This window comes from Paraglaciecola mesophila (genome assembly GCF_009906955.1).
GTDB lineage: Bacteria > Pseudomonadota > Gammaproteobacteria > Enterobacterales > Alteromonadaceae > Paraglaciecola > Paraglaciecola mesophila_A.
Map to the genome: position 1 here is coordinate 3789313 of NZ_CP047656.1, position 14649 is coordinate 3803961.

Annotated in this window: 9 protein-coding genes; 2 read left to right on the top strand and 7 right to left on the bottom strand. The window is 44.3% G+C overall.

What is annotated here, in order from left to right; translation table 11 throughout:
• Nucleotides 1-79: 79 nt before the first annotated feature.
• The 6 genes from FX988_RS16225 to FX988_RS16250 all read right to left on the bottom strand — a co-directional run bounded on the left by FX988_RS16225 (nt 80) and on the right by FX988_RS16250 (nt 11206).
• Nucleotides 80-2320 (bottom strand): polysaccharide lyase 6 family protein, encoded by a 2241-nt coding sequence (locus FX988_RS16225; RefSeq protein ID WP_160181155.1) that lies wholly within the window; start codon nt 2318-2320, stop codon nt 80-82.
• A gap of 33 nt (nt 2321-2353) precedes the next feature.
• The gene (locus tag FX988_RS16230) at nt 2354-3514 is read right to left on the bottom strand and encodes a polysaccharide lyase family 7 protein (protein WP_160181156.1); all 1161 of its coding nucleotides are present in this window, start codon (nt 3512-3514) and stop codon (nt 2354-2356) included.
• A gap of 121 nt (nt 3515-3635) precedes the next feature.
• On the bottom strand, nt 3636-6617 hold the full coding sequence (locus FX988_RS16235) for a TonB-dependent receptor (RefSeq protein WP_160181157.1): 2982 nt from the start codon (nt 6615-6617) through the stop codon (nt 3636-3638).
• 629 nt (nt 6618-7246) lie between these two features.
• Nucleotides 7247-8305 (bottom strand): transporter, encoded by a 1059-nt coding sequence (locus FX988_RS16240; protein ID WP_160181158.1) that lies wholly within the window; start codon nt 8303-8305, stop codon nt 7247-7249.
• A 72-nt stretch (nt 8306-8377) separates the two neighbouring features.
• The gene (locus FX988_RS16245; RefSeq protein WP_254700642.1) at nt 8378-8794 is read right to left on the bottom strand and encodes a DUF2946 family protein; all 417 of its coding nucleotides are present in this window, start codon (nt 8792-8794) and stop codon (nt 8378-8380) included.
• A gap of 156 nt (nt 8795-8950) precedes the next feature.
• A complete protein-coding gene (locus FX988_RS16250; protein WP_160181159.1) occupies nt 8951-11206 on the bottom strand; it encodes a TonB-dependent receptor in 2256 nt (751 codons plus the stop codon).
• A gap of 359 nt (nt 11207-11565) precedes the next feature.
• Here FX988_RS16250 and ylqF point away from each other — a divergent pair, with 359 nt between their 5' ends.
• Nucleotides 11566-12570, top strand: a complete 1005-nt coding sequence (gene ylqF / locus FX988_RS16255) for a ribosome biogenesis GTPase YlqF (RefSeq protein WP_160181160.1) — start codon at nt 11566-11568, stop codon at nt 12568-12570.
• Between the two features lie 171 nt (nt 12571-12741).
• Here the strand turns inward: ylqF and FX988_RS16260 are convergent, their stop codons facing one another.
• On the bottom strand, nt 12742-13716 hold the full coding sequence (locus FX988_RS16260; RefSeq protein WP_160181161.1) for a Gfo/Idh/MocA family protein: 975 nt from the start codon (nt 13714-13716) through the stop codon (nt 12742-12744).
• Nucleotides 13717-13977: 261 nt separating this feature from the next.
• On the opposite strand from FX988_RS16260, the gene FX988_RS16265 reads away from it, so the two are divergent.
• Nucleotides 13978-14373, top strand: a complete 396-nt coding sequence (locus FX988_RS16265) for a DUF3718 domain-containing protein (RefSeq protein WP_160181162.1) — start codon at nt 13978-13980, stop codon at nt 14371-14373.
• Nucleotides 14374-14649: the final 276 nt, after the last annotated feature.

The window sequence follows — 14649 nt, forward strand, 5'->3', positions numbered from 1 at the left end:
CTATGTTTTTATTAATGGTAGCGAGGCATAGGGTGAATGATCATTCGGCCGTATGCCTCAAATTCTGTGAGTTTAACGACTAGTCATAGGTCACGTTAGTGCTTTGATAATCATCGTTATTCGCTTGAATTTTGTCAGTATTTTTCATTTCAACATTTTCAATAACCGTAACGGGATCACCGTTGGTTAAATAAAGCGTTAAGGGGGCGCTGTCATTCCAGTTCGTATTCGATATATTTAGTTTTTGCACACCATGGAAATACATAGAAGCCGCTGATCTATGAGTAGGGCCTTTACCTACATTGGTCAGCGTGTTGTCTTTCACTGTAACCATGGGGCCAAAGGTGCTTTCATCAGTGCCACCTCGATAGACAGTCACCACTTCTTCTTTTACATCAGTGAAGGTGTTACCGGAAATGAGCAGGTTTTCTACGCTATACACGCCTAAATCATCTACTTCTCGGTTTAGCTGTAATATGGCGCCGGTGATATTGCTAAATTCTGAATCAACAATCTCAATGGAGTCAGCAAAGGTGCCTGGGTTTGCTTTGAAAAAGTAAAAATACCCATTGACGTCAAGGTCAGTGACTTTTACGTTGCGCACAGCCAAGTTGTAATTGATATTCATCGAATACCCGCTCGTGCTAATGATGGTGTTCCCTTTGTAATCTGGTGATTCAGCACCATCAAACCAGAGATTTTCTACTTCTAGGGCACCGCCATTTTCAATGTTGATGAAGTTAGGCTTTTGCGAGCGGATAAGGGGTTTTTGGCCTTTTTTCGCCATGATAGTAATGGGGTGGTGGATTTCGGCAAACTTAGTTAGCAAATATTCGCCGCCGTTTTGTAGCACCAAAACATCACCAGGGTGGCTTGCTGCTAAGGCGCTTATTAAGGTATCAGTACCAGGCTCAACCTTGATATGCTTGCCACTTTGAAAGGCAATAACGGTTTCATTTTTTGGATAAAAGTCAGCACCAACTTCCTCCTTGGTTACCGGCAGCTTTACTTCGCCAAACCCAATTTTTTCAAGCAATGCTTTGTCAGGAGACTTTAAGCCATACTGGTTTGTTGTTACCGAGTAAGGCGTGCTGGCAAACCCGTTTTTGATTGGGGTACTGGCTTCTTCGTTCAGGTAGTTACCTTCAAAATTAATCCCTGACATATCATCGTATAAGGTAAAGGGGTCAAGATTCGTTTTGCCCAGAATGATGTTGCCTTTAAATTCAGATGTAGTCGGTGGAGCAGAGCGCTCGGCATCAGCTCCTGCACCAAGCTCTATGTGGTCGCTGTCGATCACGATATTGTTGTTCATCGCTGAATCAATTACCGGGTCGTAGCGGTTTGGTGGTGAATTAGGTACGCCGTTCATTATCACTAAGGCTCCACGTAAACGTTTGCCGGTTAGGCCATACATGTAGTTATTACTTACCGATTGGCTTTCATTAATGATGCGGATGCCACCCGTATTCGGTTTGCGATTTCCAAGGAAATAGTTGCCTTCTACTGTGGTGAAATGCCCGTGGCGCATAGTTAATGTACCTTGGGTTTCAAAGAAAACGTTGTTGATAAGAGAGTTACCACTGGATTTATTTGAGATAATTTCGTGCTCGCCATTTGTGCGATCAAAGTAGTTGAACTGCGCTGTGGTGTTTGAATACTCACGAGAAAAATGGCTAGTGCCAATACGCAGTGTTTCGCCGCCGTTGGCACCGAGAATTTGTCTTGGGCCAAAGTAGTTATACTCAATAATATGGTGATTCTTACGACTGGCTTCAGAATTCATTCTTACTGCTAGCGTGACACCGCGATTACGCTTGTTAACCAATGAGTTATGGTCAAAGCGGTTGTGTTTCCCATACATAGCAACCCATAAATCAGACATTTGGCGTAAATCTGTGCTGAAATTATCAATCACTGTATTGGTCACGCGAGAGTGATTGGCTACATCTTCGTTGGAAGTGCGAAATGAAATGACTTCTCCTGTTGGTGTGGCGCCGTCTTTAAATACTAGGCCGGAAACAACGATATATTCACCTGAAAAAGCCAAGTTAGATTGCCCTGTAATGATGACTTTACCTGGGGTTTGCGCTTTTAGCGTGATGGGCTTATCTGCTTGTCCTTTGCCTTTAAGCACCAGTTCAACGTTATTCCATGTACCGTTTGCCAGCACGATTTCATCGCCAGGGCCTACGGAGGCTGCTGCTTTGTTAAACTGCTCGATATTTTCAACCAGTGCAGCACGACTTAATTGTGAAAACGACATGAGTGCGAATAGCAATAAAAATAAGGATAAGCGGCTGTTAGGCACGTTAGACATTTTGTTTATACTCCTGGTTTTGTTCTTTTTAAATCAGTTTTGTACAGCCACTGAGCTGGACATAGGGGTAGCTGGGGCGGCAATCAAAGCTGAAAATGTCACCTTTGTGTAGTCGCCGTTTGCGAAGTCTGTTTCCCAGTCCCCAGTGCCTGCACAAGCTGGATAGCGAAAGCTAGGGTCGTTCTGCTTGGTGCTGCATTGGTTATACGCTCCAGCTTTGAAGTAAAGTGTTTCGTCTTGGTAAGCGTAGGGATAATCCGAATCGTCTACGTCACCTTTGGCATCGATATTATTCGCTAAGTTAATTTGATGATGAACCTTGGGGTGGTTAGCGCTGGTGAATACAAGATGCATTACATTTTCAAAAATGTTTATTGTGTAGCTGAATTCCTCACCTAACGCTATCCCCTTGTCACCGGGGTCTGCGGGGTTATCCCAATTATTACCCCACACTGGGTATGCGATATCGATACGCTTGGGATCTTTTGTGGCGAGATTTCGTTCATAGGTCCAGAACACTGAGCCTGTTTTATGATTGGGCCACTTTTTGTAGGAAATTTTTAAGGGTTCGTTACCCCAGCCATACCCATCTCTTTGCTTGTTATCATCGAGCTGAAAAGCATGTACTTGGCCTATTACTACTGAATACGCTGGTGGCTTGTTAGGATAGCCTGCATTGATTGCCACGTGATCAACGTGCAAGGTGGCGTCTAACCTGCCGCCAATTGCTGCAAACTGCTGTGCGTTTTTATGCGCGGCCAAAGCAAAATTGTTATTCGGTGCTCCTTCCGCAATAGACAAGTCTTCGCCGCGAAACATATAACGCAATTCACTGCGTGTATTGGTTGAAGTGCGCTCAGTCGCCGCGCGATTCGGTGTAGCGAAAACCATATGATTTTGTTCATTGAGGTAGAAAAAATCTGGATGAGAATAGGTCTTTAGCTTAGCTACATCATAAACGTCAGAAACGTGATCATCATCGTCATCAAGGGGCACGGTAAGGTACCAGTGGCTCAAGTCAAACTGACTAGCAGGTGCAAGCTGCTGATCACTATTGCTACCGGTTTGTGATACGCCTGCGGGTGTATTGATGTTTTTACCTCCACAACCAGCGAGCACGACACTGGCTAGTGATGTTGATATTGCTATGGATAGCGATCTTGATGTTGTTAACACTGCGCTTTTAATCGTCATATAGGGTTCCGTATCGTTCTATCCGTTTTTCAGTATAGAGCCGGCTAAATAGCAGAGCCTATTATGACAATAGGCTCTATTTTTCACATGAGTGAGGCGTTTCTAGCCAGTGAGGACTACATTAGAATTTAGCTCTAACACCCACCGTCATACGACGGTCAGCTTCGCTATAAAGCCAGTTTGAATCTAACTCAGTGATCTGACGAATGGGTTCACCGGTTAAATTAACCGCGTTTGCCACAAGTGTTAGATTTTCATTCACGTCATAACTCGCCGAAAAATCGAATTGACCGCGTGCATCACGATAGTTGTTCCCCAATGTTGGGTCGAAAAAATCAGCACTTGGATCCGTACGGTTGTAAATACCTGTCGCTAGCGCGCCTACTGGGCGCACGCGTTTTTCGTCTTGAGTGTCTAGGTATTTGTCGCGCCAGTTGTAGGCTAAACGTACCTGCCAACCTTCATATTCCCAGTACACTTGTGCGTTAACCGTGTTGTTAGAGATATCTAAAAGCGGATTGCCATCAGGTTGTTCACTATCGGCATAGGTATAGTTGGTACTGATACCTAAACCAGACCACGGGCCAGGTAAAAAGCTAAATTGTTGTTGGTACGCTAATTCAATACCAACGATTTTACCGCTGCCGCCATTTACGTCAGTATCAATAACAATCCCTGTCAGCCCAGCGTCTCTTTGCGCTTCCACATAAGCAAGGTCTTGATCACTTGAAGCGTAATTGACATTAGCTTGGCTAACACCAGCTGTATCGAGTAGGCAAACATTGACGTATTCCGTCACGTTTTGCCCTTCAACCGTATCGGCACTTGCTTGGCAGGAACTGCTGCTGACGGTAAATGATTCAACGTCTTTATAGAACACAGCCGCAGACATCAAACCACCCTGGCCAAAGTAATGCTCCGCTGACAAGTCATATTGAGTGACGCGGTATGGGTCTAGTTGATATGAACCCTGAGTACCAGTGACAAGTGAGTTATCAACATTTAACGCGGGACTTAATTCACCAAACTCCGCACGACGCATTACTTTTGCTGCGGCAAAACGTAGAATGGTGGTGTCAGTCAGGTTATACGTTGCGTTAAGGCTCGGTAAAAAGTCTGAGTAGTCGTGTTTCGCTTCATCATTAAACGTGCTTGACGTTAAGTCAGTGGTAACGTAACGAGCACCGATTATCGCGGTCAGCCGGTCAAAATCTAGATTAAACTGAGTGTAAATTGCTTGCGTTTCTTCTTCGATTTTTGCATAAGAGCCTGTATTTCGTACCATGTTGTCGTCCAAGGTACCCGTGAGCTCAAGGTTGCTGCCATCGAGCATTTGTTTAACTCGCTCGTAAGTGCCATCAATATCGTAGGCAAGTAATGAACCGTCATACACATAGTAATTCGTTAGGGCATTACTCCCTGTAATACCAGCTTGGTCAAATGAATTGTCGTGGTTTATCGCTTTAAAACCACCAAAAGCATCGTTGAAGTCTCCAATCCATGTTGGTGTCACTACACCATCATAAGACACGCTGGTTTGTAGGTTTTTCAACTCGTCGCCGTTATTGCGCAAGTCATATCTGTCTAATTCATACTCGCTATCTGTGGTGCGCACACCTGCCTTGATAGAGCGAATAAACTCTAAACCAGCAAAGGGTTCCACGTATTCTACGTCAAAGCGTATAGCGGTTTCTTCGTTGTCTTCTGTGTAGCGTTGGTGGGTAAACTGACGAATAGCTAGGTTGTCTGGGTCGAGAAGGGCATCTTGATCTGAAAACGCCAAACCAGGAATTTCATCCCCATCTTGGGTCATTGTAATGGTAAACAAATGCTCGGTGATTGTGCCATCTTCTTCATATTGTTCACGAGAAATAGGGCGCAAGTTAAACTCAGAATTACGGCGTTTAGCTTCTGATTTAGCGTAAGAGATTTCACCAGACACTTTTATCTGATCAGTTAGCTGAAACTCCCCGCCTAGTGCATTAGAAATGGATTCATTGGTGGTGAAATCAGACCAGGTTTTAGGCTGAACAAATACGCTGCCTGAGCCAAAGTTGTGTAATTGGCCGTTGCTATCACCGTACGCATTGTCAAGCACTAGATCGCCATAATCTTTGCTGTCATTAAGGACTGAGTATGCTTCTTGACCACCGTCAAGCTCTGTTGCATTTACGTCTAAATAGATAAAACCGTCTGTGTCTTTTGGGGCCCATTGCAGTGATAAACCATATGCTGTTCGCTCACGTTGTTCGGTCTTTTGTTCCACCGTATTTTGGCTTCTGACTAAGTAATTGCCGCTAGGTGTGTTTGCTTGATCGATATTGCCGTCACCGTCTAAGTCTAATGCGGTGGGCGTCACCAGATTAATAAACTCGTCACGGCGTAGCTCGCGGTCTTGATACGCCACCACAAATGAGGCACCAAAAGTACCTGCATCACCTAAGTCCCAGTTTGTACCTGCAGCGGCATTAAACATGGGAGCCCAGTTTTCCGTTTTATCCGCGTATTCACCGTCTAAGGTGACAGCAACAAGAGGTTCTTCCAATTCCAAAGGGCGAACCGTTGTCATGTTGATGGTGCCACCTAAGGCGCCTTCAATCATCTCAGGGGTAGGCGATTTAATGACTTCGACGGTTTTTAGGAAGCTAGAAGGGAAGTCGTCAAGGCTGATACCGCCACGTCCGCTACCAGATGTTGAGCGACCATTTAATTCCACGCGGTTCTGAGAAATACCACGAATGGTGACTGATTCGCCCACCCCGAAGTCAGTGCTAATAGACACCCCTGTAATACGTTGTAGCGCTTCAGCTATGTTGTTGTCAGGTAACTTACCGATATCTTCTGCCACGATGGCATCGACAATGCGCGAATCGAAACGCTTCTGGCGAGCTGATTCGGCAAGACTACCAGCGATACCTTGCACCTGAATGACTTCTAAATCGTTATTGGCTGATGCATCTTCAGGTTGAGCCTGAGCAGCTACAGTTGGCGTGCATAGAATCGCTGCTAGCGTAGCGCCAAAAATTGCACTGTTGCTATTTTTCTCTCTGGTTTTGTTGAAAATGGCACTGACTTGATTGAGTTTCATCTTGAAGCGTTGCATAAAGGTGTCCTTATTGGTATGACCAATATCGTAAGTTTCGATGTTCTTGGTTGAATTTTTGGTACTCAAAATGGTAGGCGCATTTATATCGCATTAACTTGGGATTTACAATTGTGTATTACCAATTAGTCTAATTTTTGTAATATATGTAGCTAAGTTGTTAGTTATATTGGATATTTATTTTTTCTACATACTCGATTGGGCAGGTTGGCAAGGTGTCCATCGTGATTCGATTTTTGCTGATGAGTTGAGGTTTTTGTGAGGTGGTAATTTTAATTTATTGATTTTAAATAATTAATTTCTGTTTTTCACCAGTTGAATTTGGCATTGGTATAAAGGGTAGGTCTTTTTATCATAAGAAAAAAACGCGCTGGCTAAGCCATAATTACGCGCTGTAAATATTTACATTTCATTCGCGCTAGCACGTTTGCCTATCAGTTAAATTGAGGGAGTGTTAACACTGCTATTTATGCTATTGGTAATACAATTGTATTTATTTGGTTAAGAGGGTCTTCTTCACAAGGTCAATGGCCAACTTGATCGTCTCTAATGAGATGGATTGCCCAAGAGAATAAAGCTCACTAGGTGCTTAGTGAGCTATGTTGTACAACTTTTTTCTGTATTGGTAACTAAAACGCTAATTGGTAACCCAGTGTGAACATGTTATCCATATCCATTTGTACGCCATTGACGTGATAATGAATGGGTATTTGGTATTCTAAACCAATTCGATGCTTGTTCATTAAAACCGTGTTTACTCCGACGGCGGCTTGTAGATTGTGTCCCCCGTAGTTAGCAGGATTAGCCGTAGTGACTGGGGCCGTTATTTGGCTATCTTGGCCCTTAATGTCTTCACTGTGATGGTACGTTAGGCGCAGGGATAGGCTTGTTGATCGAGGTAGTTGATATGCCAGCCAGCCGGACATTTGGTATTTGTCGCCTACCGTATAACCTTCATCATTGCGCTCAAGGGGAGTAGTGGTGAGGACTTGCGTCCCCCAGCTCACCTGTGGAGTTTTACCTGTATAGGTAAGCCCAAATTCTGCTTGATCGCTCCCTGATCCTAGTTGCATAGAATATGGCAGACGCATCGTCATGCGCATGTTCATCGGAGTGAGTACGTCGTCGGTTTCATCATTCGAACCACTGTCTATTACCCAAGACAAGTTAAAATGCAGATGGTGGTTGGTTGAATCATACAAACGATATAGCAAGCCTAATTTGCTGTCTGCTAGACCAGAAACTTTTGTCGAAAACTGGCCCAATACCGTATCCCCCATCATGCCTTCAAACGTGGTTAAATCCATGTCACGTTCTAGGTAATTGAGCATTGCCAGTAAGGTAATGTCATCGTTAGGTGCATACATAAAGCCCAACATATGCATGTTGGTCGTCATTTCTTTTGGCACTACGCGCACCGTTGCAGGAGGGGCAAACGGGTTGGCGGTAGTGGTGGCAATATCGCTGGCTGAGATATCGCTACTTCCTTGCAGCATATCGGACATATTCATGCGCATATACCGATAGGAAAACATAAACTCCCCAGCAGCATGCATGTGGTCACCCATCACGCCGATAGGGGCGTGGGCATCAGGACGCAATTGGTTTTGTTCGTTGCGTGAGTCGGCGAAAGCGGTGGTGCAAGCGAGTGCTGCACAACAGGCACTTAGAATAGTTGTTTTGTTCATGTAATTACTCTTAATCGCAATAGTTAACGTATGCCATTCGGGCACATTTATTTTTAGTTTTGATAGGTGCGTTTAAGAAAAAGCAGGTGGGGCGCGGGCGCTGGCTAAAGAATATGGAAGATTTTTTACATAAGAATCGTAAGCTAATAGAGGGAGAAGTTTAGACAGCGGGTGCGTTACGGGATTAACGATTGCCACTAGGGTTTTGTCGCTGTGACTGTCTGCCAAATACGCAAAAGTGCATTTTATGCCATGGGCATTTGTAGGAGCGTCATCTGGGGGAGGAATAAATTCAAGGGCGCCTGTTTGTTCAAAAGCGCTTAGTGAAATCCATTTGTACTCATGACCTGTACATATCAGTATCGCGTCGTCGTTAGCAAAGGCTTGTGCTTTATTGACGATGCTGTTCGCCGCGAACAAGGCTCCGGTGGCATTAAATAATAACGCGCACAGCAGCAATATCTGCGCGAAATAGTTCGGCCAACTCACCTTATTGCTGTATTTTATTATACGAATAAAATTGCCACGTTATGTCCGTTAACTTAGCGTTAGTCTACTGTTTTAAAAAAGGAACTTCTAGCGGGGACGATTAAAATAACAGCAAAAAAAAGGGCCGTACGGCCCTTTTTTAAACAGTAGGTGTGATTACATTTCAAATTCTTTTTTGAAACGTAAACCAAACTCACGTCGGTCGTTACTGCGAACGATCCCAACAAAACCATTTTGCTGTAAGCGACCCTGGTCGTAGATTTCATCCGTTACGTTTTCACCGTAAAGGCTTAACGACCAATCACCATTGACGGAGGTATAATTCACGTCAAAACCGAGAATGCTGCGAGAGTCGATAGTTTCGTTCGGATTGAAAACCGACTGTCCTTGCATCTCGTCACGGAACGAGTAATCCGCTTTAAATGCAAGCGTAGCACCGCTATCTAAGTCCATGTAGTAAGAAGGGGCTATCATTAGCGTCCATTCAGGGGTTAGAGCAGGGGAGTCACCTACGCCGACACCATTTACATTTTCGTCTACTTGGGTAATTTCTGCGTCAAGGAAACCTACTGCCGCGCGAAGCGAGAAATTGTCAGTGACATCAACCGTGGCTTCAAGCTCGATACCTTTAGCTTCTGATTTACCGGCATTTTCTGTAATGGTCACAAAACCGCCACCAGCAGTAGGATCGGAAAATGGTAAGGCTAGGTCGTCGTATTTCGTAATAAATACCGCGGCAAGTAATGATACGTTTTCAGCGATTTTACCTTTTAAACCAGTTTCATAGTTGATCGATGTGGTCTCGTCAAACTGTACGAACTGGACGTCTCCACCAAATGGACGCGGTGGGAACCCACCTGTTTGATAACCTTTTTGTACTTGAGCGTAAACATTCAAACCATTGTCTAACTGATATGCTGCGTTTATATCCCAGGTGACTTCGCTAAATTCAGCGCTTCTATACGCTCGCTCAGCAAAACTTGGGAACAAGGCATCAGCATCTTTCTTGTCTTTCGAGTAACGTAAACCACCGCCGACGGTCAGTTTTTCAGACAGATCGTATGATGCATTGGCATAAATCGCGAAAGCGTCGGTTTCTTGATGTAAATCGAAGAAGCCATAGTCACCGCCGAATCCAGTTGGAGTGCCGTCATTATTCAGCGCACCTGGCGTGTTGAATGGGCTAAATACCCAAGGACCTGACTCGGTGGATCCTTCTTCATTGAAGAAGTACACACCTGACACAAAGTCGTAGTTATCAAAGGTACCATTGACTTGCAGTTCAACTGAATATTGGTCTGCTTCGCCAGTTTCAGGGAATTCTGATAAATTCAGGGGTGATGCATCATCATCCAATCCGCCTTCGTAATCAGAGCTGCGGAAGCTGGTGATGAGTTTGGTGGCATAGTTTTCATTGATGTCCCAGTTGGCGGTAATTGACGCGCCCCATCCAGCAGACGCTGTGGATTCAAGCCCCGGCACTGTAGTACCTAAATCATCAGGATCAGCGGGGATCAAATCAGGCGTTAATAATGGGAAATCACCGTTGAATATATCCGCCGGATCTGGACTTGGGTCAGTGAATTCTATGGTGTAAGGCGACTGACCACTTTCATTATCGTAGCCATCTACTGCAAATAAAAGCGAGAAGTTATTGCTGACACGCCAGTTGGCAGATAAACGGCCACTGAATTCTTGCTCTTCACCAATTTCTTTTTCAGGGTTTGCTAGGTTAACAGCTTCACCTACGCCGTCGCGCTTTTTGAATGAACCACTAGCGGCAATGCTGACATCATCGTTAATGTCACCATTGATGTATAGATCAGCGGCCACACGGCCTAGGGTTCCCACTTTAGCGGCTACACTAGCCATGGACTCATCGCCTGGCTTTTTAGTGATGATATTAACAGCACCACCTAGCGTATTACGGCCGTACAACGTACCTTGCGGGCCGCGTAATACTTCAACGCTAGCAATATTAGGTAGACTCAGGTTGGCACCCATTTGGCGACCAAGGTAAACGCCATCAACATAAACGCCCACGCCAGGATCGGTCGTGATGATGTGGTCTTGTAGGCCAATTCCGCGAATAAAGATTGATGCGTGTGCAGAGTTACCTGCACCGTAGCGGCTCACATTTAGGTTAGGCACGTATTTACCCACATCATCTAAGTTACTGATGTTGGCATCTTCCATGAAGCTGTCGCTTAAAGATGTGATCGCAGTAGGAGATTCGAACAAGCTTTCAGTACGCTTACGCGCTGTGACGGTAATGTTCTCAAAGTCATCACTTGATGCTTGTTCGGATTCAACGGTTTGCGCGCTAACGTTACTTGCTAAGGCTAATGACACTGCTGCGCCAAGTAAGGTGAGTTTGCGTGAAAATGTATGTGTGTGTGCTGTCGGGCCCAAGTGTGCTCTCCAAGTTGTTCTGACGCACAGCAAAGCAAGAAGCTCAAGGATTAACTGCTTGTGGTAGTGGTTGCGTCATTATAGTTATGGTTCTTTTTTACTCCGCATTGTGACAATGGCAGTCACAAGCAATTCATAAGTAAAAAGAGTATCGAGAGGGGTCTCTTGGGCGGATAGTATAAACTAATGCGCTATTAATGTTTACGTTTTATTACACTTTTTAAATGCAACAATTTGGTGATTCATCCTCCTAATCGCAGCGACAAAGGTTTATTTTTTGACAACGACACTACTGCATACCTTTGCCGGCTTGGTTAACGTACAATGTTCTTTTTGAACACGCGAAAGAGCAAGGTTATATGTCGATTCATTGGTATCCAGGGCACATGCACAAGGCCCAGAAGGAAATAAAAGAGTTATTGCCACAAGTAGATTTATTGATAGAAGTGCTTGATGCGCGAATTCCTTACTCCAGTGAAAACCCTGCCATCGCTGCTATTCGTGGTGACACGCCTTGTATCAAGGTATTAAGTAAGTCTGATTTAGCTGACCCAGAAGTAACGGCAATCTGGCAGGCGCACTTGGAACAAGAGCGCGGTGTGAAAACATTTACTACTACCACTGAACAACCGCAAAAAATGAAACAAATCATCGATTTGTGCAGAAAAATGCTGCCTGAAAAAGACGCCAGTATCAAAACCATCAATACCATGATCTGTGGAATTCCAAATGTGGGTAAATCAACGCTTATCAATATATTGGCAGAGCGCATTATCGCCAAAACGGGCAATGAACCTGCTGTTACCAAAGCACAGCAACGTATCAATTTAGGCAGTGGGATTATTCTTTTCGATACACCGGGTATTTTATGGCCTAAAGTTGAAAACCCGCAAAGTAGTTATCGTTTAGCCACTACAGGTGCAATTAAAGATACCGCGATGGAATATGACGACGTGGGCTTTTTTGCGGCTGATTATTTAATAAAAGCGTACCCAGATTTACTCAAAGAGCGCTACAAGCTTGAGCATATCCCAGATACTGAAATTGAATTTTTAGAAATGGCAGCAGCCCAGCGCGGTGCTTTGCGAGCGGGGGGGCGCGTGAACTTACATAAAATATGTGAAGTGCTGGTCAATGAATTCCGCTCAGGTAAGTTAGGACGTATCAGTCTAGAAACCCCTGATATGGTACTCAAAGAAGAAGCCGAAATGGCTGCGGCTGAATTGAAAAAAGCTGAAGAAAAGGCCCAGCGCAAAGAGCGCTTCAAAACGGGGTCTGCCACTCGTGATAAAAAGGCCCAGAAAGAGCACCGCATAGAACGAGTGCAGCGACGCAGCAAAGAAAAGCAAACGCGCAAAAAGTAGTCCCAACCTTAGCCAGTATTTAACCACTGGGTGCAAATGTAAAAGGACGTAATTAAAAGCGGCTTGAATGAATAGTGGTACTCTTCGAGTTCAAGCAGCATAGCGTTGCTTCATTTAAAATTCGCCATATGATTATGAGTGGGCAACTTTATATCGGAATTGGTTTAGGGGTTAACGTAAGCCAATTCGGCACAAAATATCATGCATTTGCTGTTGCAAAAGTAGACTTGTCGATAGGGGCATAAGCCTTGCCTCCTTTTCGCCATCGAGTATGCACTGACTGGCCGCATCTATTTGAAACTCGAAGCCAGACCCCTCTCTGTTTTCTATGAATTCCTCGACTTTTTCATCTAGCTGAAACAAGCTACAACGATCTGCTCGCCAAAAGTTAGGTATGTCGATATACCCATTTTCGCCGATGATATAAGCCGAGTTTTGCAACTTTGCTCTAAATGAACAAGCCAAGGTGGCGGTTGCATCTGGGTACTGTGCGATCAGTGTCAGATCGTCTTCTACACCGGTTTTCGCTAGCTTATGACTTACTAAACTAAGATCGGGCAACTGATTTATAAAGTATTGCGCGATGGCTAAGGTATAAATTCCCATATCCAACAGGCAGCCCCCAGCAAGCGCTGGATCATACATGCGATCACCCTCTACAAACTTTACGGGATAACCAAAATCGGCTTTGATGTGAACGATTTTGCCAATGCGCCCCCTGTCTACCCATTCTTTCGCTTTCATGATCGCAGGCAAAAAATAGCTCCACATGCCTTCCATTAGAAAGCAGTCCTTGTTTCGCGCAATGGCGATTAACGCTTGGCACTGCTCTGGGGTAACGGTTATTGGTTTTTCGCACAGCACATGCTTTCCGGCATTTAGTGCTGCACTTGCTTGCTCAAAATGAAAGTTATGCGGCGTGGCAATGTAAATGGCATCTACGTGTGGATGTTGATAAAGGGCGTGATAACCTTCAAGCGCATCAGGAATATTATAGGTTTTAGCAAAGTTTTGAGCATCTTCAAGAGTGCGAGAAGCGACCGCCCTTAGCTCGGCAAATTGAGTATGCTGAATGTCTTTGCAAAAGGTGTGGGCAATACGCCCAGCGCCTAAAACGCCCCAGCGTACTTTTTGTTCAACAGTCATACTTGGCTCCTTCCTCAGGTTATTTAATGGAATTGGTATTACTTAATATATTTTGCAGACACTAAGCATTGTTGAGGAAAAATGCATTTGCTTTTTTTTGCACAAACGTGAACCGAATCAATCAAAAAATGAAATTTAACCTATTTAAGGTATTAACCGGCATACCTTAGTATCGCCTTATAGATTTTACTGTCAGGGAGATTGCGCTTTAATTACCTCAACGAAACGAGATACTTAAACGAATTACCCGAGGAATTGACCATGTTGAAAATAGTTAAAACTTCTATCGCTATCGCTGCCACTTCATTATTTATGTCGGGAGCAGCACAAGCTGACGTAGCAGAAGCATTACAGAATATTTGTACCATAGTAAAAGCAGACGACAAGGGCGAACTACGTAAAAAAATGAAACGTGTTCAGTCTGATTATCGTTTGAAATTGCAAGACTACTACTCAGGCATTTCATGTGGCGGTAACAGTCTAATTCGCACCGCGATGTTAAGCGATGCAGTTGAAGCCGGTACATTACTGGTGAAGAAAATGCCTAAAAGTGATTTATCTACACCTGAGCAAGACGGTAAGACTGTTATTGCTTGGGCAACTGAAAACGGTTTGAACGCGTCACCTATTATGAGTGTGTTAAACGACCGTATTTAATTAAATACCGCACCCGTATAAGATGCCTATATTGGTGCCCCAGTTTCAACATGGTAAGCAGGTAGCGCTACTTGCTCCTTAGAAAATGGCCCCTTTTGGGGCTATTTTTTTATCTGTTCCCCCTAACATATTGCTATTTTACTCTTGCTCTCTAAAAGAAGGAGGATTGGCTGTTGAATAGCTGAATTTTGGCCTCTTATTAACAGGACAATTTCCCTCGTGAGCGTGTGCTCATCTCTGCGTATTACTCGCTAGTCAACATTAACCTGTTTATGC